Below are 23,638 nucleotides of genomic sequence, written 5' to 3'. Positions count from 1 at the left end.
GCCTCACTTGCTAAAGACTCAGGTTAGGAATGCGATTTCGCCACCATTCCTGCCAGGATAACCAATTCGATTCCAAAACAGAGAAAGCTTGCTGAGGGGGCTGTTGATTCAAGGGCACCGACAGATGAGTCCACAGACAGCGATCATCAATATAGTCTCGACCTAACAAATACCAATGGCTATTCCAATTGTGAATAAAATGCCCTTCTTCCACCGTCGCTAATCCTCCTGGATCCAAACAGGCACTTAAGTAAGCTCGGTCACCATGGGTATAGACGGCGTAGTAGTTGGCGCCTTGCTGACGCACTTGCGGCTTAGGCAGAGGCTGCAGCGCTTGATCGGCGATGGGATAATTCTCTAGGAATCGAAGCAAATCCCCCGTGGTGCCCGTCACATAGCTCATGTCAATTCGAAGATCCTGGCCTTGAAATTGATATTGATATTGATGTTGAGCCAGGATTTCGGAATAGGCATGTCCTTTTTGTCCCGGACGAGCCTGGCTGCGATTCAGGGTTGCCTGTTTCAGAGGCACCTGTTGGGGAAACCGAAAGGATTGACGATCCAGGGTCATGGCCTGCCACAGCGTTCCGGCTTGGACTACTAGCGTTCCCGCCAGCACTGAGGCAAAGGTCAGTAACCGCCATCGAGGCAGGGTCCCTGGGGGATACGGAGGGCTACTCGTCTTTGGCGTCTCTTTGCGATGTAAAAGGAAGACACAAAAGCCAGCAAAGATCAGCATAGCCAGTATAGGAAAGATATTTGAGCCTTCCCCTTCATGCCAATAGTGAAAGGCATCTTGATAGTCGGACGCGGCCAAGAGGGTCATGATGCCTAAGCGAATCACATTCACTCCATAGGCCAGGCCGACCCCCACACAAGGCACGATCAGCTTCTCCCATCCACGGGTGGGCACCATCACCAGGAAGATCAGGGATAGTCTCAGGAGCTCTAGCATGGCTTTGAGTCCCGAGCAGCCTCGATAGACCTCAATGCCGCCCCCAGGGAGGAGAACAAACACCCCTTGGCGCTTCACCTCAACCCCTAAGTACCAGAGCATCGCCGTGGTGGATTGAGCCGCCACTTCGCTGATGTTAATCACTTGCTCGGCCCATTGGGCCAAAATCCCTTCGGGTAAGGCTAAGACCAACAAAACACTCAGCTCTCTGCGGTAGGTACCCAACTGTTTGGCCCTGGACGCCAATAGACCCCAACCCAAACAAAAGAGAAAGGGCTGAATCCGAATAAACGAATCGTAGTCGGGCATCACCCAGCTTTTATACCCGGCCCAGGCCAGCAGTAGGCAGCCGGCAGCCGTTGAATAGGGTTCACTGCCTAGGGGGAAAGTCTGGCGTCGTGTCCAAATTGAATAGGCGACAATACCCCAGCAGAGACCCATAATGGCGACCAGATCCGCATTCCGGGTATGAATCCAAGCCAAGCTCAAGTTGAGAAGGGCCAAACTCACAGCAATGACTCCCAGCCACAGCTCAGGACGTTGGGCCAGTTTGTACCGTTGCCAAAGACTAAAGGGATTCATAAGGACAGTGACAGACTGGGGGATAAGTCAATCCCACTTAATTCAGAGTCAATGATAAACACATCTGCCCCAACTGGGGAGATTTCCCTATAAATCCAACTATTTTGCCGTCCGGGCAAGTTGGTTATTATGACAAGCCCCTGAAATTTTAAAGGGTACAGTTTTCGTAAACTTACGTTTCTTATGGGGCTTCTGCACTTCTACATGGAGGTGCGGTCCAGTGCTCCAGCCCGAATTACCGCTATAGCCAATCAACTGCCCCGCCTTGACGCGGTCTCCAGATTTGATCGAGACTTTGCGGCGGAATCCCTGCTGCAAATGCACATAGACGGAACGATACCCTTCATCATGCTCAATCCAAACATAATTGAAGCGAGAAATATTTTCCTTGCCCCCGCCGATATCGGGGTATTTATCCTGAACGGCAATCACTTTTCCTGCCCGCATGGCATACACAGGCGTGCCAATGCTGGTGGCTAAATCATAGGCATATTCCATCCGGCCTCGGTGGGTTCTGCCCCGAATGCCTTGACTCAACCAGCCTTGGCCATTGAGAGGATGACAAAAGCCTTTGAGGGGTGAGTCCACTGAAGCTCGCTTAGCCAAAGGCACTTCCACAAAGGCTGGATAGTAAATCTCTGAGGATGCAGGGGAAGCAGTAGTGCCTCCCGTGGCGGGCTCGCCCCCGCCGATATCATTTTGGGAAAGCAGGGGACCCTGGTGGCGACGCTGATCGGCCACTTCTGGTAATTGAGCGGCTACTTTGGGCAAGTTAGGAAGAAGCGTACTAGCGGTTAACACGCATGTGGCAATCACATTGCGCCAGAGCTGCTCATTCAGGGCTTGACGGACTTGCTTGGGAGTGACAACCCCCTGTTGAACTAAAATTTCCCCCAGCTTTAGATGGCTGGCTCCTTGAGTGGCTAACGCATCACGCAATTGAGCTGAACTGATCAGCCCTTTTTGCAGTAGGACTTCACCCACTCTGATTTTATCTTGATGGCGCCGCATGATCACTAATTGCTCCTAGGGGGGAATTCTTGCAGAAAGAGGACGAAATGGCTGATGAAATGGCGTAAACGAGTTCATTCCCGGCATTCAACCGAGTCCTTAACAATCTGAAGCCGTCATCGGGTTAAGGGAACAGGGGTATGATCGAAATTTTTCGTCGACAGAATAAAGCTAAAACCCTGAAATCATCCCTATACCTAGTTTTCCCCGATTTAGGTAAAAAGCGATCTCTTGCCCCGAAGAACTTTGACTCAGGGAGCTATGACCAGTAATGTTTTGACTGCAAGGGTATCTCAACATTGAAAGTGAAAGTTGGTCATACACGGGTGATTTGTACAAAAGAGACATGATTCATCAATCGAGGGTTAGGCTAAACGCATTGGCGAACCATGGGTTACCTACACTGCCTAGAGTGGGGCAATGTTGCCAAATCGGAATCCTGAGTCTACTGACCTTGGGACTATCACCGGTCCAGGCTTGTACCCATGCCTGGCAAGGGAAAGAATATACAGAACTTCCTGACGAATTTTGCCAAGGCTATGCCGATGCCCTATTGGGGAAGCAGGGACGATACGAATATGGCAGCGTGGTTTGCGATCGCAAAGACGGATCGTACTTTTTCCTCCAACGGCTCGTCCGCTACACCAAAACACAGAAGGCCGTTTGGAAAATTGTCCAAGTTAAACCCTTATCGAAACTGCACCAGGATGAACTCGCCCTTAGTCAAGGCTGCCATCAGACCGATGAAGACCGACAGGCTATCTTTGCTATCGTTCGAGAAGACTCACAAGCATTAACCACCACACGGGCCTGGGCCATCGACTTTTCTAGGGAAGCCCTGATTAACCTCGATCCCACCACGGTAACTTGTCAAAATAGCGACCCGCGCTTTGTCCCCTAGTCAGTCCTGGGACGACTCAAGGGTTTTACTGGTCACATCCACCGCCTGGACATCAATCGTTCCCGGCTCGGACGGACGTTGAAAGTTAGCGTTCTCGACGGCTACAGATTGGGCACAGAAGGGGCAAGTGGTCTGGGTATTTTTTAGCCCAGTCAGGGGATTGCCACAGGAGGGACAGGTGCCCTGAATTAAGTTGCGACTCAACCACCAGCGCAGCCCCACAAATAGGACCACAGGCGTCACCAAGATCAAGCCAAATAAGACCAATAACGATTTCAGCACCCAGCCTAGGCCAATCGATCCTAACAAGACCACGATGATCACAAAGGTCAACCAAGACCGAATCGCAGATAAGCCAGCGGAAAAACGCTGGGATTGATTCAGATTCACTAGGGGGCTCCTCAGCTTAAACTAGAGCTGCATTCATTTACATAGTAGTCGGTTAACTCTCAGCCTTGAAGGATGAGTCATTAAACGCAACGGACCCATTACAGGTTCTCGAATTATTTTCTAGAATGCAATGAGCTTTCCTATTTTTTAACCTTTTTCATACCCATGGGCAGTTCTCCCAATTTTTTGAAACGCTTAGCTCCCTGGATTATCTCCATGGGGCTCAGCAGTGCCCTTGTCTTGGGGTTGGCCTGGCTGTTTCTCAAACCAAAGCTGGAATCTACGGATCAGCCCCTGGGATCGCAACAGGTTTCCCCCGCCAATTCCGCCCTAGTGGCGTTACGGCCCCTCCCCGCCCAGCAGCGTTTAGATCCCCTTAAGCAGCTAGCTCAACAGGGCACAGCCCAAGAACAGAATCAGGCCCGGTATGTTTTAGCTGCGGACTTAATTGACCTGCAGCAAGGAGCAGAAGCCCTGCGCTGGTTAGAGGGATTGGAAGAGCGTTACCCCCTATTGGCTAGCCATATCGCCGTCCTTCAGGCTGAGGCTCAAACCCTAGCGGGACAAACTGAGAAAGCCACAGGGACATGGCAGCGAATCATTGCCGATTATGCAAAAGAGCCTGCAGCAGCAGAAGCTTTATTTGCACTGGGCAAGCAAAAGCCGGAGCTGTGGCAGCAAGCCATCACCGACTTCCCTGGCCATCCCCAGACCGTGAAGATTGCCGTGGAGCAGTTAAAGAAAAAGCCCAAGCAGTTAAAGCTGCTAATGCTGATTGCGGAGCATGGCTTGTTTTTAACTAACTATGGGGATTACTTAACCCAGCTGACAAAGGAGTTCAAAGGCCAGCTCAAGCCTGCTGACTGGCAAATCATCGCCTTTGGATACTGGGAAAAACAAATTTATAAGGAAGGGGCACTAGCCTATGCCCAAGCTCCCCAAACCTCCCAAACGGCCTATCGAGGCGCACGAGGCTTGCAGTTAGGGGGGGAAAAGAAAAAAGCGATTGCCGCCTATCAAAAAATGATTGCCGCCTACCCCGAGGCCAAGGAAACGCCCCTAGCCTTGAGCAAGCTCGCCAGTCTAGAGACAGACTTGGGCAAAGCAGCCCAGCACTATGACCGCGCCTTGCAGCTCAGTCAGGAGCAGCAGCCCAACTTAGCCGCCCAAATCCTCGGGGAGCGCATTCAGCGGCTAGAAAAGGCCAAGCAGCCGTCTTCCACCCTTGAGCAAACCTTGCTGCAACAGTTTTCCACCACGAACGATGCGGCGGCCCTGCGGTGGCGGCAGGCAGAACGGCAACAAAAAGCAGGAAACCTGGCGGGTGCCCGCAAATTAGCCCTGGAAATCCAAGACCAAAACCCCAATAGTCCCCAGGCCGCGACCGCCGTGTTCTGGGCCGGGAAATGGGCCACCACGGCTGGTGAGCGGCAAACGGCCTTTCAAACCCTCTGGAAGACCTATCCTGACTCCTACTATGCCTGGCGAGCGGCGGTACTATCTGGCTGGAACGTCGGCGATTTTACGTCGATTCGCTCGTTTCAACCGCAAATTCGCTTTCCCAGCACCCAACTGCCCTTAGCCGCTGGGTCTCCAGCCCTGCAAGAGCTATACCAGCTCGGACAAAACAAAACGGCTTGGAAACGCTGGCAATGGGAGTTTCGTAATCGCCAGGAACCCAGCTTATCGGAGCAGCTCACGGATGGCTTGCTGCGTCTGGGGGTCGAGGAATATCTAGACGGCATTTATATGCTGGCCAATCTGGAAACTCGGGCGCGGGAGGAAAAAGATCCGGAAAAACTAGTCGAACAATGGCAAGACCATCCGGGCTTTGAACAGGCATTATTTCCTTTGGCCTATTTCACTCCCATTCGTAAATGGTCCAACCAGCGCAATCTTAATCCGTTCCTGGTGCTTAGCTTAATGCGGCAGGAATCTCGATTCCAACCCAAAATCCGCTCGGTGGCGGGGGCCGTCGGCCTGATGCAGGTACTGCCAGAAACGGCAGACTGGGTGAGTGGCAAAGCGGGTTTGAAAACCTATGAGATCGATGGAATTGATGACAATATCAATCTTGGCACCTGGTACCTGGACTATACCCACCGCAACTATAACGACAATTCCATGCTTGCGATCGCAAGCTACAATGCCGGCCCGGGCAACGTGGATCGATGGGTTAAGCAAAACTCCGTCACGGATGTCGATGTCTTTGTCGAAGACATCCCATTTCCGGAGACGAAGAACTACGTCAAATCCGTCTCCGAGAACTATTGGAACTATCTAAGGCTCTACAATCCCCAAATCCAAGCGGTGATGAAAGAGCAGACCCAGTAGGTCAACCTTTACAGTCTGGAATGGAAGAGGCCGTTATCGATACCTCGTCATCCGATCAGTTGTTCAACCGGAGATATCCCCGCATACCTGATCTCAAAGGACTCTGGCCATCACGATCTTGCCGATTCACGGAAGATAGCCGGGTACTGGCATTTTTACGGGCCCAAACCACTAGATCTTCGCCATCCACCCGGATGGTGCCTCCTAGAATCTTGATGGCTAATTGGCCATTCTCACATTCCATATTGCGTAGGGCATGCCATTTTTCTCGATGACTGGTAGGGCCATGACCCCAGATCATCAAATCCAAAGGAATACCAGACCGGACGCTATAGCCACGTCCCCAGCACACCCGCCACAGTTCTCGGGCAGTAGTGCAGTGCATTTCATAATCGTTGGAAGGCGCACAGTAGCGATAAATGTAGCAATCGCTCATATCGCTCTTGGCAAGGGGATAAAAGCTTTGCTCCATCATGGCGTCATGAAGCACGCCCCAATAGGCTGATACGGGACGGATCTTAGCCGAGATGGGCGCTTGGCTGAGGTTCGCCGTCGAGATCACACCTTCTTTATTGTCAATCAGCTGCATACTGTCGAACAACGGCTCAGTGCGCAGATTGGCGTTGGACAGTAAGACAGGACGGCCTTGTACAAACCCTTCTACAAAGGTTTGAATAAGTTCACTATCTGAAAGTGAGTCATCAGAGTTGTGAGAGGGCATGGCTAGATTCGGTTGGGTAAGGACCATGATTGATGTTGCACCTGCTGTTGAGTCGGTCGTAGCGAAAAAGTATGAACAATACGTTCAAATAAAACCACTGTCATCAGTGAATACCCCCAGCAGAGATTTAAATATAACATCGGCATCTTAGGACCCGCACTAATAATCTTTACCTTTGTCAAAAAATATTCAAAAAAATTGGTAGTGTTATGCAGCAAAAAGGCTTGTTCCATCGGCAACAGCCCCATGATCACCGACCACAATCTCTAACATCTATTAGGATTGAAAATGATGTATCTATTGCCGAAAGTTAGGCATTCAGTCCTACAAGATCGGTCTTTATGGTCCGAAGCCTCAACCTCTATCGATACCGGGTAAGCGTTAAACCTATGTAACGATAGCTGCAACGGAGTGATCCGGCTTAACGTATTTTTTACCTATAACCCGCAAAATCAAACCCTAAGCGATTCTGCTCCAGCCACCAGATTCCCTGACTTAGACCACTCCAGATAACTACACACCCATGGGTTCAGATAGCATTCGAATTTATACCTTGGCACGGGAGCTGCAGCGAAGCTCCAAAGAAGTGCTCGCCCTTAGCCACACCTTACACATCGAGGCCACCACTCCCAGCAGCTCTGTCAGTCAGGCTGATGCAGACCGGATTATGGCAGCGAGTCAAGCCAATAGTGTAGAGCCTGCTCCGCCTCCTAAGCCCCCAGTAGCCCCTCCGCCAGAGATTAATCTTCGCGACCCAGCCTATTACCTCAATCGTGAGATCAGCTGGCTGAAGTTTAATCAACGGGTTTTGCATGAAGCCTTTGATGAGCGCACGTTGCTGCTAGAACGGCTCAAGTTTATGGCCATTTACAGCTCCAACTTAGATGAGTACTTTATGGTGCGGGTCTCGGGCTTAAAGCAACAAATTGCCGCTCAGGTCACCCAGCGCTCCTTAGATGGACTAACGGCTCAAGCTCAACTCGACGCCATTCATAAGGAGTTGAAGCCTGAAATTCAGCAACAACATCAGTACTTCACTGAATTTCTCAAGCCTGAACTGGCGAAAGAGGATATTTGCTTGCTCGACTATGACAATCTCAATCCGCAGCAAGTTGCCTTTCTCCATCAATATTTTCTAGATCAGATTTTTCCCGTCTTAACCCCATTGGCCGTGGACCCTGGCCATCCCTTTCCCTATATTTCCAATCTCAGTCTGAATTTAGCGGTTTTGGTCAAAGACACCCAAACAGGCGATGGGCATTTTGCCCGAGTCAAAGTGCCAAGTATGCTGCCTCGGTTTATTGAGTTACCGGAGAACAGCTGTGATTGCTCGACCTGCCGCTGGAGTGGAGTGCCCATTGAGCAGGTGATTGCCCAAAATCTAGAGTTTCTATTTCCAGGCATGACCATTCAGGCCTGTTACCCGTTTCGGATTACCCGAAATGCCGATCTGGAGCTGGAAGAAGATGAAGCGGATGATTTACTCCTAGCCATTGAGGAAGAACTGCGCAAACGCCGCTTTGGATCTGTGGTGCGGATGGAAATTCAAACGGGAACCCCAGACTTTATCTGTCAGACTCTGATGCGAGAGCTAGAGCTAGATGAAAGCGATGTGTATCACATCGAGGGCCTACTGAGTTTAAGCGATCTGATGGGGCTGGGCTTTCTGCCCTTCCCCCAATTGCAGCAAGCCCCTTGGACCCCCATTGTGCCAACACGCTTACGGAAGGTGGAACAGTTAGAGATGCCGGTGGTCGCGGCCAATGGGCAACCCGATAAAAGCATCAAGGAACCACCCACGGATATTTTCTCGGTGATTCGGGGCGGCGATCTGCTGGCCCACCATCCCTATGATTCGTTTACGGCGACGGTGCAAAAATTTATTACCCAAGCCGCCCATGACCCCAATGTGCTGACGATTAAAATGACCCTCTATCGGACAGCGGCGGACGGGGGGCTGACCAGTTCTCCCATTGTCAGCAGCCTGATTGCGGCGGCGGAGAATGGCAAGCAGGTGGTGGCTCTGGTGGAGCTAAAGGCGCGGTTTGATGAAGAGAATAATATTGTCTGGGCTCGGAAGTTAGAGAAAGTCGGCGTCCATGTGGTCTATGGATTGGTGGGCCTGAAAACCCACACCAAAATTGCCCTGGTGGTACGGCGAGAAAGCAAGAAAATTCGCCGCTATGTCCATATCGGTACCGGCAACTACAACCCGAAAACGGCTCGACTCTATACGGATTTAGGGTTACTGAGCTGTCGAGATGACTTGGGGGCGGATCTGACGGATTTGTTTAACTATCTGACGGGTTTTTCCCGGCACCAAAGCTATCGGAAGCTGTTGGTGGCTCCGGTGAATTTGCGCGATCGCATCTTGGAATTGATTGATCGCGAAGTCGATCACCAACGGCAGGGGAATTCGGGTCGAATTATTGCCAAGATGAATTCTCTGGTGGATGCAAAAATCATTCGGGCTTTGTATCGGGCTTCTCAGGCAGGGGTCAAGATTGATCTGATTGTGCGGGGCATTTGTAGTCTCAAACCTGGACTGAAAGGGATTAGCGAGACGATCAGTGTAATTAGTATTATTGGTCGCTTTTTGGAGCATGACCGCATCTTTTATTTCCACAACCAAGGGCAACCCACGGTGCTGATTGGCAGTGCGGACTGGCGTCAGCGCAATCTAGATCGGCGGGTGGAGGCGGTAGTACCCATCGAGGATCCAGCTTTAGTGGCAGAGCTGCGGGAGTTGTTGGAAATTATGCTTTCGGACAATCGCCAAGCTTGGGATTTGCAGTCCGATGGAACGTTTGTTCAACGGCGTCCTGGGCCGGATGAACCAGAACGGTCGACCCATGAATTGTTAATGCAGCGGGCAACCCAGTATGCCCACTGTCTATTGCATTAACTGAAAGTTGGCATCAAGGTTGCCCCTTACAGTCGTTTTTGCCAGCCATCTAAAGGCATCTTTCAATTCGCTAAATTGGGCAACTCCTCTAGCTCACTCATCGGTAACAACAAGGTTGACAGAATCTCTTGGCGCATTGCCTTGGTGACATAGCAATCACTATTGAGGCAATCAACTACTAATTGATTAGCCTCAAAATACTGCTGCAGTTTTTCTGTTTGGGCTGGGGTGAACTGCCAATCATGGCCAATATTGCGATGATCAATCATGACTTGACGCAAATTTTTAATCCATGACTCTCCCATCTCTGTCCACCAAGTACTGACAGCTTGAATATCCTGTGGATCAGGGAGTTGGGATTGCAAGGCTTTCAATTTAATAATGATTTCAGGATCATCTTTTTCTTTTGACTCACTCTTGGCTAGTTGGTTGAGGGAGCGGAAGAGGGAGAGGTTGAGGTCAAGGGAAAGGGGGCGAAAAAGGGGGAGGTCGAGGGAGCGGGAGAGGGAGAGGTCGAGGGAGCGGGAGAGGGAGTGGAAAAGGGAAAGGGAGAGGTCGAGGTCGAGGGAGCGGGAGCGGAAGAGGTCGAGGGAGAGGTCGAGGTAGTAAGCTCGAATTGCTTCCAATTGATGGTCAACTTTAACGGATTGAGCTTTTCCAGAAACCCAAGCTAAAAACTTTTGTAGTTCAGGTTCATCAGCCATTAACTGATCAACCTGAATTTTGAGCAGCCTGAAAAAATCATCGGCTTCAGGCAACATCCCTACAACAAGAAAAAAGACCTCTCGATAACGTTTTTCCAAACAATGTTTGGCGAGATTCTCTAGGGCTTTAGGAAGTTGAGAAGTAGGACAGGTAATTTGTTTAGCCGTGAAATATTCTTGAAAAGTCAAGTGCGAGAAGGAATAAATCCCCCTAGCCCGTTCCACCAGCAAGCCATGTTGGGCTTCAATGGACTTGAGCACAGCTTCGCTATCTAGTTGAAGCGCTTCTTCATCTTCATTAGCACCTGACAAATTACAGATATAGTCAATAATTTTCTTTTCAATAACGTTCTGTTTAAAAAAGTAATCTCCCTTCTCAAAAGTTTGATAGGCCAATTGACTGAGCAAATCTTCTTTTCGCTTCAAGGACAGTTTTTTGTAGACCTGATCGCGTTCAATATTACGTTTGCCATCCCATTTTTTCAGCAGAACATCTAGTCCTTCCTTGTACAGCTCCGACCGATTAAGGGGAAAATCATTGGCCTCACCAAATACCCAACACAGCAACGTCAACAACAGTGGATTGGTGGCTAGCTCTTGAATCGGCTTATTATCCTGCAAGCGTTTGATAAAACTTTCACCCTTGTCAGGATCTTGCCTGGCCCCAAACCATTTGGTAGCAAAGTCTTCTATTTGCTCTTGCTTAAAATCGGCAACTTCCACTTCCGTAAACTGCTCAAACGTATATTCACGAGCAGCAATCCGGCATGTCATTACACACTGGCAGTTATGAAACTGTTCCGTAAATCCTTTAATTGAATGCAACACACGATCATGTTCTTCGTCCTGCACCTCATCTAGACCATCTAGCAAAACTAAGACACGCCCAGCATCTAAGACCTGGGGAAGGCTAGTTCCCTCAACTTTACAAGCTTCCCATTGCTGAGCAACATAGCTTTGCAAATCAGGTTTACCTAGAGCTTCAGAAAATTCTTTAAGGGTGACAAATACAGGAATCCTATCGGATTCATACCAAATCCGACTTATTAACCCCTGAAATATCTCATCGGTCAAACTGGCCACCAATGGTAGTAAGTGAGAGCTTTAATGTCTGATTGCATGGTCATTAAAGTTCGACAGCGCTCCTCGAGCACATCTTCGAGAGCATCGAGGGTCTCAAAGCATCGATTGGCGATTGGTTCATCCGCTAGCCGCCACAATCGTTCAGCGGGCTGTAGTTCTGGAGAATAGGGAGGTAAAACCTTCAGATGAATGCCTTTAGGTACCACCAGATTTTTACAGGTATGCCATCCTGCACCATCTAGAACGAGAAGAATCTGTTTGTGCTGTCCCGCTCCAACTTGCTGAGCAAAGCTTTGCAGGGCTTGATTAAACCATTCTCCATTCACCCGAGGCAGAATGAACCATTCAGTGTCGCCTGTTGCGGGGTGAACGAATCCATAAAGATAGGCCCATTCGTAGCGATGGTCCACCTCAGCAATCGGACGCTGACCTACAGGTGCCCAGATCTTTCGAATGATGGGTTTAAGGCCTAAGCGGTGTTCATCAAAAGACCACACTTCGACTTGAGCATCAGGATAGCGTCGCTCCAATTCTGCTTTGCACTCAGGCAGTTTTTTTAAAGGCGGCTTGTGCCTCTGGGTCGCCTTTACGATGATGAGGACGTGGGCATTGAAGGGACTGCTCCAATCGCTTGAGATAGTCCCAACCTCGTTGGGGCCAAACCTTCTCAACTCCTGTCATTTGGGCGATGACCTGTGCTACTTTTGGCCCGTTCCATAGACCACCGTCGGCAGGTGGGGTTTGGAGACGAGTCGACAATTGTGCACATTGGTCTTGAGTCAGGAGACTGCGAGATTGGTAAGGTCGTTTATCTTTGCGTCGGTTGCGTAATCCATTAGCTCCATTGCGGTTATACTCTCTAACAATTTCTCGGGCGTAATCGTAGTTGAGACCGACCACTTGGGCTGCTTGAGTTAGCTTTGTTTGCTCACTGACGAGCCACAGCAGATGCCAGCGGCGCGATTCTACTGGGTCTTGGCTGGCCCGATAATGAGACTTCAGCTCCTCAGGCGAAAAATGAGGTTCGAGATACAGTTTTCTTGGCATTCTCTAATTATGAATTATATCGGAGTTATATAAATCGGATTTGGTATCAAACTTCCCTTGATTGCATTGGGTTGCCAGTCGTTTCATAAAAGTGGTCTTGCCTGCCCCCGGCTTGCCCAAGATCATCAGCTTGTTATGCCATTCAACCGCTGCTAATCCCGGTACGCGCTCAACACTTACCTGCCCCAACATCAAGCGATCAAAGTTGTTAATATTACAGTCTTGCCATAGCTCCTTAACCCCTAGACGCTGGTTTCCAGACAGTTTCTTAAGGATATTGACGCAGGTATAAATCTCCCCAATTCCAATGGGCTGCTCCATATCCAGCACCCGCATCGTGCCGCAGCGATTGTGAATATCAGCGTTTACCTTTTGGCGAATCGTTTGAACAAGTGTTTCGATAGTGTCTACATGCAGTGTAGATTCAGTTTTTGTTGAGACCGCCTTTAAACCTGCTATGCCTTCCCAATCTAGTTCTAGCGCGGTACAAATTCCTACAAAATATTTTCGATCAACATTTTGACCAGCAAAAAAATTTTTAACGGTCGCAATACCAATTCCAGTAGTAGTCTTTTTACCCTGAATAATGACTTTACTGGCAAGATCTTCATTACTCCACCCTTTTCCAGTACGAGCATTTGTAGCCTTTCTACAGCCTTCAGTGGTGGCTGAGATAGATCTTGATGCCATTTATTTATCTCATAGCTTGCCAATATTTTACCTATGAAAATCAGCACATCCTACCAACTAGGAAGTCGTTTAATTTCCGACAAGACACTGCTAATCCCTCCATCAAGTGACTGATAATTCTGCGGTAGATCTGAAAGCGATTAATCTCATACCAAACTCATCCTCAAGCCATCTCCATCAGAACCCTTTCAGGGACTGAACTTCAAAGATTTTTCCAGCATTATGGACTCATGCAAACAAATCGCGGAGTTCATGATGCGACACAACAAATCGACAGCTATCTCTAGGCTCATTATCACTACCTTGTTATGCTTTACCCTTAGCACAGGTAGTAAAGCCGTTCAGTTAGCCAATAAGCCCACTCTTTCGGAGCAACAAGACCGTATGTTTGACATCGCTCTAGTTGTATCCTCATTAGGGGGCAAGGCACTTATCACTTGGCTAAATCATCACCAGAATAAGTCAGATAAAAGCGATGATGACGATGCATAAGTCTAAAGATAGCCATACTTGAACTCCCTGCCCTTTTATACATCCTGACCCGCTTGAACGATTGGCTCTGGCTACCCCAACAAGCAGCGAACGCTATGTTCTGTTAGAGGTAGAGCGCATCGATAGACCAATGCGTTTGAGTTTCTGGTTCACCTCTAGCACCCGCACCTTCACCACTTGCCCCACTTTCACAATCTGCTTAGGGTCTTTAACAAACTGGTCCGCCATTTGCGAAATATGGACCAAACCATCTTGATGTACCCCAACATCCACAAAAGCCCCAAAGTTGGTGACATTCGTGACAATTCCTTCTAACTGCATCTCAGGCTTGAGATCTGTTAACTCAGTAATGCCTTCCTTGAAAGTGGCATATTTGAATTCAGCCCGTGGATCGCGGCCTGGTTTTTCCAACTCTGCCATGATGTCTTTGAGGGTAGGCTCACCAATCGTGTCCGTCGCATAGGTTTTGAGATCACCCGGTCTAAGATGCGCTGGAATCTCCGCAATTTGGCTCAGGGGTAACTCTAGATCTGCACTAATCGTCTTGACTACACCGTAGCTTTCGGGATGGACAGCAGTATTGTCCAGGGGATTCTCCCCCGTCCGAATCCTCAAAAATCCAGCGGCTTGCTCAAAGGCTTTGGGACCTAGCTTGGCAACTTTCAGGATCTGCTTACGGTTTTTGAAAGCTCCATTTTGGTTGCGATAGGTGATGATATTGTTTGCTATTGCCCCTGTTATTCCCGACACAAACGTCAGCAATTCCTTCGAGGCCGTATTCAAATCGACCCCCACATAGTTCACACAACTTTCCACCGTCTCTTCTAGCTTTTGCTTCAGCAACTTTTGATCCACATCATGCTGATACTGGCCCACCCCAATAGACTTTGGATCGAGCTTCACCAGCTCTGCCAGAGGATCTTGGAGGCGGCGGGCAATACTGATCGCCCCGCGCACCGTGATATCTAAGTCAGGAAATTCGGCAATGGCAATCTCACTGGCCGAATAAATCGAAGCGCCCGACTCGTTCACCATTACCTTGATGGGCTTGCAGTCCAAGGTTTTTAAGACATCAGCCACAAAGGCATCCGTTTCTCGGCCCGCTGTCCCATTGCCGATGGCAATGAGGTCAATGCTATAGGTCCGAATTAAGCGAGCAACGGTTTTAGCTGCTTGGTCTCGCTGTCCCGCTGCCTGGTGAGGGAAAATCGCCTGGTATTCCAAAAATTTTCCCGTATTATCTAGAGCAACCACTTTGCAGCCTGTGCGAAACCCTGGATCAATCCCCAAAGTGGGCTTCATCCCCGCAGGACTAGACAGCAGCAGTTCCCGTAAATTGGTGGCAAAGGTTTGGATCGACTCGCGATCCGCCTCGGCTTTGCAGGTGGCTCGAACTTCCTTGATCACTGAAGGCTTAATCAAGCGAGCATAGGCATCCTTCACCACATCTCGGAAAAAGTCTCGCACTGCTCGAACTTTAGAGCGAGTCATTCGCTCTTCGATATCGCCCAAGATGCGCTCTTCATCAATAACCAACTCCACTTTGAGAATGCCTTCTGTCTCGCCCCGATAAAGGGCCAACAAATTATGGGCAGGAATGCTCTTGGCTCGGGCTTGGTAGCTCCGGTACATCTCAAACTTGGTACTCCCTTCCGGGTATTTGGCTTTCACCTGAGACACAAATTCACCGACTTGGAAGAAGCGACTTTTCAGATGGGAGCGGATTTCAGCCTGATCGGCAATCCCTTCTGCCAAAATATCAGAGGCACCCTGCAAAGCATCCTCGGCAGTAGCAACGTCTTGATTGATGTAGCGGGCGGCTTCTGTTGCCAAATCTTGATTCAGGGTTGCGGTGGGTTTATTGAGAGCTTGAAGCCATTGGGCGAAGGGTTCTAATCCTTTTTCTTTAGCAATGGTGGCTCGGGTTCGTCGTTTAGGACGATAGGGCAAGTACAAATCTTCAAGTTCAGTTTTGAGTAAACAGGCTTCAATTTTGACTTTGAGGGGCTCCGTCAGCTTATTCTGTTGGGCAATCGATTCCAGAATCGTCTTTTTGCGCTCTTCCAGTTCGGTCAGGTAGGTAAACCGTTCCGAGAGTTGTCGCAGTTGAATCTCATCCATTTGTCCGGTCCGCTCTTTTCGATACCGGGCTACAAAAGGAATCGTCGCCCCTTCAGCAAACAACTCCAAAGCATTTTGCAGGCGCTGAGGAGAAATCGATAGCTCTTGAGAGAGTATTTGAACAATATTCAACATGGGCAGAAAAACGTCAGATCCTAGGTCTCCCCATAGTTTAAGGCGTAAGCTAGCTATAGCTACTTTTCAAGATTATTCTCTAGTTCATGCAGCCCAACCATCGTCGATGTATCAGTTGTCGTCACATTGCCCCCAAATCTGAGTTTTGGCGGATTGTCCGGGTTTATCCCGATCATCAAATCCAGCTCGATCAAGGCATGGGACGCTCTGCCTATCTCTGTCCCCAGGAAGATTGCCTCAAAGCTGCCCAAAAGAAAAATCGGTTAGCGAAAGTGCTCCGAGCTAAGGTGCCCGACAGTCTCTATCAGTCCTTGTGGGATCGGCTAGAGGTTAAGTCCTAGCGCGTTGTCTCCACTGACTGGTTGGCAACCGTGGGCAGATAGTTGGTCGGTAACCCGTTAGCTAAGGCAATTTCTTCCGCCAGCATTCGTTCGTAGATATGCATGAGGTGGGGCGTCACCTTATTACTCTCAATCCCATAGCCCAGACTAGTCCAAGTTCCCGAAAGCTCCTGAAACACGGTTTGCACCTGGCCATCTTTTAACAGCTGGGAAATATCAGTTCCCCAATAATTGATGTCATCTAACCAAGCATGCACCACACGGTCCTGGTATTCAGGGGCAAAACTATAACGTCGCCACATCCATTCTCCAGTCGGGGCAGGATGGTACTTCTCTGCGGTTTCAAACCAAGTGGTCGTAATGAATTGATAGCGCCCGGCTGCCGTGGTACACAGCCCTTGGTTCGGTCCCCACCGAATAGGAATGCAGCGATCGGGATGTTCCCGTAAATGTTCGATATGGCTACCGCCGTACAGCAGGGTATAGGGACTGGCATCATTCGATTCGCTGGCAGAAATCGTCCGCATTAAGGCCCGTAAATGGGGATCGCCGCCAGACATGGCAAGCGGTGCGATTCTCCCCGGTTCCGTTGTCGGCCAGGTTAAACTCTTGGGGTCAAATTTAGGCAACACAAACAATGCCCCTAGGCCCAAAAGCAAGATCAGTGAAACACCGAAACGCCAAGCCATTCGATGGAGAGGTTTAGCCTGTTTAGGTGGTGAACTAGAGGTCAACGATGAACTCCCTAAGCAATAAAGCCGCTTAGATAGGTAGATGAATTCAATATTGCTTAGATCTAAATAGTTTCCAATCGAAACTAGACTAAGTCAATATGCTTATTTAAACCCTAGCAAATAAGTCAGGGATTGGCTGATCTAAGGCTTCCGGTGGCGCTACTATTTCAACAATCTTATTGTGAGAGGACGAAGCCGCCAGTGCTTCAATACAAACCTCGGCCACTTTAGTCCGAGGAATGCTGCCTTCAAATAAAGTATCCGGGGCAGACATAACGACAGAGTTGTCGTTATCTTCATTTTTTAGTCCACCAGGACGGACGATGGTGTAGGTAAGCCCGCTATTTTGAATATACTGTTCAGCTTGCTTCTTCCAAACCAACACCAAGAAAAATAGATTCAGCGGATGCAGCAACTTGGAGGTACAAAGGGACGAGACCAGAACAAAATGCTCCAGTTTTTTGGCCTTGGCAACATCTACTAGATTTTTGGTCCCTAAGTAATCAATCTGGAGAGGTGCAAAAGGGTTAAATCCTGGGGCTGCTCCGGTGGCACAAAGAAGGACGTTACAATCTGCGATCGCACCCTCTAACGAACTCGCATCCAACACATCTCCCACCACTAACTCAGCAGCCTCTGGTAAAAGTTCTTTAGCTCTATCAATATCTCGAACTAGAGCCCGCACGGGAATTCCCCGTTCAACTAATTGAGAAACAATGCGGCGACCCGTTTGACCCGTTGCTCCAGCCACAAATGCTTTCATATGCGTATGATCCTTGCGTCGTCACAATCAAAAGAAGTGAAGTCACCTTAACCAGATGCCATCCACCTATTCAGTGTAACGATTGCAAAGCTGCATTGCTCTACCGATGAAAGACAGAGTAATCAACACCATTCCCAGTGCATTCATCAATCTGAGAAAGGCTAGCCCAATAGTCTGCGCCACCCGCATGAACTATTGCCAGATTGTCGACGAATAGCATGACTCTCTTGTAGCTCCAGAATTACTTGTAATTAAAGTTGCCAACTACCGGAAAGTTGTATACCAAATCGTCGCTGAGAAGGTAGTCATATTTATCGAAGTCTAAATGATGGTCAGTGCTTCGAAAGTAATGGCTATATTGGTAAAAACCTGGCCCTGGATAGTAGTTCGGATAATACTGAGTAACAGGTGAAAAGATGATTACTGGAACATCTTGGCCAATGGGTACCCCAAAAAAAGCTTGAGTCTGAGCCTTAGCAGGCAGAATACTCAGCCCTGTAATCACTGTTGTTAAAAATATTGCAGATTTCATATTTAAATCTCCTAGCAACAACTACCCTGGAGTACTTATTCAAGACAAAATCGATCGGTCAGAACAGCGATTTTCCATGGCCGCTAAATGAGGTCAACACCCTCGACAGTGACAGCAAGATCGACAATATGTTGGTGTCTGGGCAGCCAATTCAAGCATGATTGGGTCGTACACTATTCAAACTTAAAAACTAAAATCTACAGTGTGGTCGACTGCGTAGTCCGAGTAGTCATATGCCTCAAACAGCTGAGTGCGCTCAATTCTTCTTCTATGACCCGTTTCTACCGCCTGACTCTTGGCTTTGTTGATATAGGTATAGGTTTGGTCTTGGGTTACACCATTCACAGTGGACGAAGAATGGGTTGTTGTCCGCTCATCAGACGTATTGAGAGAAACACCAATAGACTGATCATCTTGGGTTTGTTGCCCAGTAATTTCTCTAATATGGCGGCCACCAGATGAGTTCTGAAATGTCATCACGTGAACTATCTGGGCATAGCAAGGTGATGTACTGAAAACTGCATAGGCCACAGCACAATAGAGTATCGGTTTCAGTTGCATCAATCATGCCCTCCTAGTTCGTGGTGCCTTGTCATGGCCCAGATATTTCAATCCCTGGAACTGAAACCGGTTATATGTAACTGGCGCAATTCAAGACTATAAACAGTCTTGCTTTAGTGTTGGGGATATTATCAATCCAGGAATCCACAGCAATACTTTTTTGAGTGATTAGGTCGCCTCAGAGAATAAAAGTAGGCAACACACAGTGTTATCCGCTGGATCGACATCAAATCAACTCTTTAGCCGTCAACCGTTGGGGTTCTTGAACAGCAGGCAACTCTGAAGGTGACTTAGGTAAGGCTGTCTTGAGTTGAGGGTCTGCTGGTAATGGGGGCTGTGCTTGAGGAGTGTTCTGTGAACTATTGCCATACTCACCCACGGTGGTTTGTGGAGTGGGTTGCTGTCCTTGCAATGAAGTCGGTGCCGGACGATTCGAGGCAGAAGGGGAAGACTGAGGAATCACTGCTTGGCGAACGGTTACAGACGGACAGTCCACATTAGCCACTTCCATCAGGGCAGTGTAGCTAACATCAATGCCTGCTTTCACCATTTTGGAATAGTTACTAATTAATAGAAAACAAGTTTCTAGCTTCGCTTTCCCTAATTGGTTCTTGGCGTACTGTTTACAGGTATCCATTCCAAAAGAATGGGTATAGGTAACCGCACCACCAATGGTACCGGTATCAAAAGGGCCCACGCCACTACCATAGGCAGACACGCTTAAACCACTACTAGTACAGTCTGCTATTCCGTTACCGACAACACTTCGTCCTAAGGTTGTACTGTTGACCTGAGTATTTACTAATGAGCCCTGCTGATCAAGATTGACTTCAGGGTTAGCTGTTGATTGGGAGTTGTTAGGTACTGTGATGCTATTTGTCGTTTGGGCTAACGCTGAGCCAGCCGACAAGGTCAACAATCCCACAACCGATGTACTCAACAGCCCAAGACCATAACGCATGATTGATTCTCCTGAGCTGAGCAAAGGGACAGCAGCTAAGCTGCTGCCCCTCGTATGTTTGGCTTAAATATGAAGCAGCAAGCTTGATTTAGAAGCTGAAGCTAGAGCCAACGGTGTGAGTCTTGTCGATGCCATCAAAGTTATAGCTTTCGTGGACATGCACATTGGTGTCTTTCTTGAATGCACCATATTCTTTTGACCAGCTAGAAGAAGTGGAAACTGAGTAATCAGTTTCAGAAAATAGTCCGTTGTTTGTAGTGGTAGATTGCTGACAACCCCAACCACAATATTGAGTTTGAGTAGTCGTGCTACCGTCGTTGGTCGTAGTGTAGCCAACAGATACCTTGCTAGCATCGGCTCCAGCAGAACGAATACCGCCGTACCACTCTTTCACTTTAATATTTGTGTGAGAATGACCATTCTTGATATCACGAATGGAGAAGCTGTTGGAAACACTAGCAGAACCAGCAAAAGCAGGAGCAGCGGCTAGACCTAAGAAAAGAGCAGAGCAAAGGGGGAGAAGGCGTTGAGCTTTCATATTAAACCTCACTTAAGGTGAATAAATTTTTAGAGATCAAAGCAATCGGGGCTGCACACCGACAAAATAGGCAACCATTCCTGTTTGGATTCTTTCAAGTATTTGAGAAGCAGTTCATCACAACGCTTCAAATATTTGATAAACAAGCGGAAGAAACAAAGAAAACTCATGACTCCTTTATCTCTTTTTCGATTGTTTAGTCAGGAACGATTGGGCTTACAGCTACTAAACACTGTATTCACAATAACCACTCTGAGAAGATTCTCAGGATTCTCTAACCATTCCTTAAGTGAATAAAACTTATTAGAGTAAAAATACTTTTAATGACCTAATTATAACCATCTTTTATCAAGTAATGCAACCTACAAAATATGACTTCTATTCATTGAAAGAAATAGAGTATTGCAGGGTTATAATTACTGAAATAGTTGTAATAGCTAAGAGAAGACGTTAACCATTACTCAGAAAATTTCATGAAGAAAATTGAAATAGTGAGTATAAAAAGACCTAGCACCTCACTATAAATGACATGATCTGACGAGGAAATCATGTTTTATTCTCTAAAAGTAATTATTCGTAGCCTGATACCTTTTAGTCGTTCAACTAACCTGAAAAGTTCATGACTTAAGCCAAATGTTGATATCACTCTTTCTTTATCAGCAGCGGCCAAACGAGCTGTTGGAATTGATGGCATGACCTGCTTACGGTCAACTACCATAACGAGCTAAACTGCTGTCTATGGGCAAGCCGTTACTGTTCAATGGTTTGCGCTTTGTTCTCTTTGCCACCCAACCGCATGTTTAACGCTAGCGATCGCGTCCAAGTATTAAGTGAAGCTCTTCCCTACATCCAATCCTTCGCTGGGCGTACGGTCGTTGTTAAATATGGTGGAGCGGCAATGAAAGATAGCACCCTCAAAACCACGGTGATTCGGGATGTGGTGTTTATGGCCTGTGTTGGTCTACGTCCTGTCTTAGTCCATGGTGGGGGACCTGAAATCAACCTATGGCTAGAAAAACTAGGGATTGAGCCTCAGTTTATGAATGGTTTACGAGTCACCGATGCTCCGACAATGGATGTTGTGGAGATGGTACTCGTGGGACGAGTCAATAAAGAGCTAGTTTCCCTAATTAATCAAGCTGGAGGGTCGGCTGTTGGAGTCTGCGGCAAGGATGGAAAGTTACTGACGGCTCGTCCTCAAGGGGAGTCTGGAATCGGTTTTGTCGGAGAGGTGGCTACGGTGAATCCCCAACTGATCAATACCCTCTTAGATGGAGGCCATATTCCTATTGTGTCCAGTGTGGCGACGGACGAAGAGGGACAAGTCTATAACATTAATGCTGATACGGTGGCTGGAGAACTCGCCGCTGCTCTAGATGCAGAGAAACTCATTCTGCTGACGGATACCCCCGGCATTCTCCAAGACTATCAAGATGCTACTTCCCTCATTCATCAACTGGATATTCGCCAGGCTCGTCAACTCATCGAAGAGGATGTTGTGGCAGGGGGCATGATTCCTAAAGTGACCTGCTGTATTCGCTCTTTAGCCCAAGGGATTCAAGCGGCCCATATTATTGATGGTCGTGCCCCCCATGCCTTACTTCTAGAGATTTTCACCGATGCTGGAATTGGGACCATGATCACCGCTTAGTCCATCCTCTCCATTTCATACCTAAAAATTATCTCTATCCATACCTATATATCTCTATCCATACCTATAAATTGATGTTTTGGGCCCATTGATGGGGTCGATGGCGATATTCTTTTCAGTGCCATAACTTCAGCGAATCAGGAAATTCCTAACGTGCGTTTCGATATTCTCACTTTATTTCCAGAGTTCTTTACCTCGCCTCTTAAAACTAGCCTGTTAGGGAAAGCCCTTGCCAATGGGGTGGCAGAGGTCCATCTCACTAATCCTCGCGATTTCACTACAGATAAACATCATCGGGTTGATGATGAGGTGTATGGGGGCGGAGTCGGTATGTTGATGAAACCAGAACCTATTTTTGCGGCGGTAGAGTCTTTGCCCTGTCTGCCTCGCCGCCAAATTATCTTATTCACCCCTCAAGGGCGACCCATGAATCAACCGCTATTTCATCAACTAGCGAATCATTATGATCAGTTAGTGATGATTTGCGGCCATTACGAAGGGGTCGATGAGCGAGTCGCTGAACAGTTAGTCACTCAAGAGCTGTCTCTAGGTGATTTTGTGCTCACTTGTGGTGAGATTCCAGCACTAACCCTTTTAAATGGAGTGATTCGTTTGCGACCCGGCACAGTCGGTAAGGTCGAGTCTTTAAAAAAAGAGAGTTTTGAAGCCGAGTTGCTAGATTATCCACAATATACTCGCCCCGCTGAGTTTAGGGGGTGGCAGGTCCCTTCTGTACTCCGGTCTGGGAACCATGCTCTGATTGAGCAGTGGCGACAGGAACAGCAGATCCAACGAACTCGCGATCGCAGACCTGATCTCTACCAAAAATGGCTTAAAAAAACAGAGAACTCTTAATCTGAAAGTAAACTGGCCTGGCAAGGCGCAAAGGACAATCGATGTTGGCACGTCGGTCCGAGTTCTTGTAAGGCTTGCCGATGTTTAGCGCTGCCATAGCCCTTATTAGACGCCAAATCATATCCAGGGTAACGCTGATCTAGACGCACGATGAGTTGATCACGCCAGACTTTGGCCAGGATACTGGCAGCTGCGATTGCAGGTTCAGATTGATCGCCCTTAATGACTGTTCTTTGCTGAACAAGCAAATTAGGAATCCGTTGATTCCCATCCACTAAACAAAACTGAGGAGTAGATGGCAGACCCAGCACAGCACGCCGCATCGCGAGTAAGCTAGCCTGCAGAATGTTGAGGCGATCAATCTCATACACTGAAGCCATCCCCACCCTAAACCCTATTGCCAGCTCTCGGATTTGCTTCATCAATAACAATCGACGCCGTGGCGATAGTTTCTTGCTATCCGTCATCCCTTGGGCAACTAACTGTTCTATCGCCTCATCAGAGAGAATGACAGCAGCAGCCACAACAGGGCCAAACAAGGCCCCCCTCCCCACTTCATCAACACCTGCAATCTGCTCAGAGGCATAATCCATACTTCAAATGCGTACGAGTTTAACCCCACTATAGGGCC

General features: G+C 48.3%; 23 protein-coding genes. 7 read left to right on the top strand and 16 right to left on the bottom strand.

The genetic code is table 11. From position 1 onward, the window contains the following. Positions 1–10: 10 nt before the first annotated feature. Together crtA and I1H34_RS04695 are read right to left on the bottom strand one after the other, a co-directional pair. Positions 11–1,537 (bottom strand): cyanoexosortase A, encoded by a 1,527-nt coding sequence (gene crtA / locus I1H34_RS04700; RefSeq protein ID WP_212664572.1) that lies wholly within the window; start codon positions 1,535–1,537, stop codon positions 11–13. Positions 1,538–1,636: 99 nt separating this feature from the next. Continuing rightward, positions 1,637–2,548, bottom strand: coding sequence for a M23 family metallopeptidase (locus I1H34_RS04695; protein ID WP_212664571.1), 912 nt, complete (start codon positions 2,546–2,548; stop codon positions 1,637–1,639). A gap of 140 nt (positions 2,549–2,688) precedes the next feature. Here I1H34_RS04695 and I1H34_RS32705 point away from each other — a divergent pair, with 140 nt between their 5' ends. Both I1H34_RS32705 and I1H34_RS04690 read left to right on the top strand, forming a co-directional pair. Next, a complete protein-coding gene (locus tag I1H34_RS32705) occupies positions 2,689–2,820 on the top strand; it encodes a hypothetical protein (RefSeq protein ID WP_255800735.1) in 132 nt (43 codons plus the stop codon). A gap of 74 nt (positions 2,821–2,894) precedes the next feature. Continuing rightward, positions 2,895–3,449 carry a hypothetical protein gene (locus I1H34_RS04690; protein ID WP_212664570.1) on the top strand — a complete coding sequence of 185 codons (555 nt, stop codon included), beginning with the start codon at positions 2,895–2,897 and terminating at the stop codon, positions 3,447–3,449. Here I1H34_RS04690 and I1H34_RS04685 read toward each other — a convergent pair whose 3' ends face one another. Continuing rightward, the gene (locus tag I1H34_RS04685) at positions 3,450–3,839 is read right to left on the bottom strand and encodes a hypothetical protein (RefSeq protein WP_212664569.1); all 390 of its coding nucleotides are present in this window, start codon (positions 3,837–3,839) and stop codon (positions 3,450–3,452) included. It lies immediately after the preceding gene. Between the two features lie 165 nt (positions 3,840–4,004). Here I1H34_RS04685 and I1H34_RS04680 point away from each other — a divergent pair, with 165 nt between their 5' ends. After that, on the top strand, positions 4,005–6,173 hold the full coding sequence (locus I1H34_RS04680) for a lytic transglycosylase domain-containing protein (protein WP_212664568.1): 2,169 nt from the start codon (positions 4,005–4,007) through the stop codon (positions 6,171–6,173). Between the two features lie 55 nt (positions 6,174–6,228). Here the strand turns inward: I1H34_RS04680 and I1H34_RS04675 are convergent, their stop codons facing one another. After that, on the bottom strand, positions 6,229–6,921 hold the full coding sequence (locus I1H34_RS04675) for a hypothetical protein (RefSeq protein ID WP_212664567.1): 693 nt from the start codon (positions 6,919–6,921) through the stop codon (positions 6,229–6,231). Positions 6,922–7,417: 496 nt separating this feature from the next. On the opposite strand from I1H34_RS04675, the gene ppk1 reads away from it, so the two are divergent. Further along, positions 7,418–9,799: a polyphosphate kinase 1 gene (ppk1, locus tag I1H34_RS04670; RefSeq protein WP_249369811.1), complete on the top strand. Its 2,382-nt coding sequence runs from the start codon at positions 7,418–7,420 to the stop codon at positions 9,797–9,799. A gap of 62 nt (positions 9,800–9,861) precedes the next feature. On the opposite strand, the gene I1H34_RS04665 is transcribed toward ppk1, so the two are convergent. The 5 genes from I1H34_RS04665 to I1H34_RS04645 all read right to left on the bottom strand — a co-directional run bounded on the left by I1H34_RS04665 (position 9,862) and on the right by I1H34_RS04645 (position 16,071). Then, positions 9,862–11,577 carry an NACHT domain-containing protein gene (locus I1H34_RS04665; RefSeq protein WP_249369809.1) on the bottom strand — a complete coding sequence of 572 codons (1,716 nt, stop codon included), beginning with the start codon at positions 11,575–11,577 and terminating at the stop codon, positions 9,862–9,864. Beyond that, the gene (locus tag I1H34_RS04660) at positions 11,574–12,116 is read right to left on the bottom strand and encodes an IS630 family transposase (protein WP_212663263.1); all 543 of its coding nucleotides are present in this window, start codon (positions 12,114–12,116) and stop codon (positions 11,574–11,576) included. The genes I1H34_RS04665 and I1H34_RS04660 overlap by 4 nt, the downstream gene beginning before the upstream one ends. Positions 12,117–12,129: 13 nt before the next feature. Beyond that, positions 12,130–12,633 carry a helix-turn-helix domain-containing protein gene (locus I1H34_RS04655; protein WP_249369539.1) on the bottom strand — a complete coding sequence of 168 codons (504 nt, stop codon included), beginning with the start codon at positions 12,631–12,633 and terminating at the stop codon, positions 12,130–12,132. A 3-nt stretch (positions 12,634–12,636) separates the two neighbouring features. Further along, positions 12,637–13,323: a hypothetical protein gene (locus I1H34_RS04650; protein WP_212664566.1), complete on the bottom strand. Its 687-nt coding sequence runs from the start codon at positions 13,321–13,323 to the stop codon at positions 12,637–12,639. A gap of 585 nt (positions 13,324–13,908) precedes the next feature. After that, a complete protein-coding gene (locus tag I1H34_RS04645; protein ID WP_212664565.1) occupies positions 13,909–16,071 on the bottom strand; it encodes a Tex family protein in 2,163 nt (720 codons plus the stop codon). Between the two features lie 86 nt (positions 16,072–16,157). On the opposite strand from I1H34_RS04645, the gene I1H34_RS04640 reads away from it, so the two are divergent. Continuing rightward, complete coding sequence (locus I1H34_RS04640; RefSeq protein ID WP_212664564.1) at positions 16,158–16,412, top strand: YlxR family protein; 255 nt, start codon at positions 16,158–16,160, stop codon at positions 16,410–16,412. Here the strand turns inward: I1H34_RS04640 and I1H34_RS04635 are convergent. From I1H34_RS04635 to I1H34_RS04610, 6 genes are all read right to left on the bottom strand, one after another. Further along, positions 16,409–17,101, bottom strand: coding sequence for a glycoside hydrolase family 24 protein (locus I1H34_RS04635; RefSeq protein WP_212666140.1), 693 nt, complete (start codon positions 17,099–17,101; stop codon positions 16,409–16,411). The genes I1H34_RS04640 and I1H34_RS04635 overlap by 4 nt on opposite strands. Before the next feature lie 151 nt (positions 17,102–17,252). Continuing rightward, the gene (locus I1H34_RS04630) at positions 17,253–17,909 is read right to left on the bottom strand and encodes an SDR family oxidoreductase (RefSeq protein ID WP_212664563.1); all 657 of its coding nucleotides are present in this window, start codon (positions 17,907–17,909) and stop codon (positions 17,253–17,255) included. Positions 17,910–18,150: 241 nt separating this feature from the next. Beyond that, entirely contained in the window at positions 18,151–18,441 is a 291-nt protein-coding gene (locus I1H34_RS04625; RefSeq protein WP_212664562.1) for a hypothetical protein, read from the bottom strand. A 183-nt stretch (positions 18,442–18,624) separates the two neighbouring features. Next, positions 18,625–19,002 carry a hypothetical protein gene (locus tag I1H34_RS04620; protein ID WP_212664561.1) on the bottom strand — a complete coding sequence of 126 codons (378 nt, stop codon included), beginning with the start codon at positions 19,000–19,002 and terminating at the stop codon, positions 18,625–18,627. Positions 19,003–19,228: 226 nt separating this feature from the next. Further along, a complete protein-coding gene (locus I1H34_RS04615; protein ID WP_212664560.1) occupies positions 19,229–19,963 on the bottom strand; it encodes a hypothetical protein in 735 nt (244 codons plus the stop codon). Positions 19,964–20,051: 88 nt separating this feature from the next. Beyond that, positions 20,052–20,501 carry a hypothetical protein gene (locus tag I1H34_RS04610; protein WP_212664559.1) on the bottom strand — a complete coding sequence of 150 codons (450 nt, stop codon included), beginning with the start codon at positions 20,499–20,501 and terminating at the stop codon, positions 20,052–20,054. Positions 20,502–21,297: 796 nt separating this feature from the next. Here I1H34_RS04610 and argB point away from each other — a divergent pair. After that, on the top strand, positions 21,298–22,152 hold the full coding sequence (argB, locus tag I1H34_RS04605; RefSeq protein ID WP_212664558.1) for an acetylglutamate kinase: 855 nt from the start codon (positions 21,298–21,300) through the stop codon (positions 22,150–22,152). A 153-nt stretch (positions 22,153–22,305) separates the two neighbouring features. Further along, positions 22,306–23,007: a tRNA (guanosine(37)-N1)-methyltransferase TrmD gene (gene trmD, locus I1H34_RS04600; RefSeq protein ID WP_212664557.1), complete on the top strand. Its 702-nt coding sequence runs from the start codon at positions 22,306–22,308 to the stop codon at positions 23,005–23,007. On the opposite strand, the gene I1H34_RS04595 is transcribed toward trmD, so the two are convergent. Then, complete coding sequence (locus I1H34_RS04595) at positions 23,004–23,600, bottom strand: ribonuclease HII (protein ID WP_212664556.1); 597 nt, start codon at positions 23,598–23,600, stop codon at positions 23,004–23,006. The two genes, trmD and I1H34_RS04595, sit on opposite strands and share 4 nt — an antisense overlap. Positions 23,601–23,638: the final 38 nt, after the last annotated feature.

The sequence above is a fragment of the Acaryochloris marina S15 genome, assembly GCF_018336915.1.
Lineage (GTDB): Bacteria > Cyanobacteriota > Cyanobacteriia > Thermosynechococcales > Thermosynechococcaceae > Acaryochloris > Acaryochloris marina_A.
This window is presented reverse-complemented; position numbering and strand designations above follow the sequence as displayed.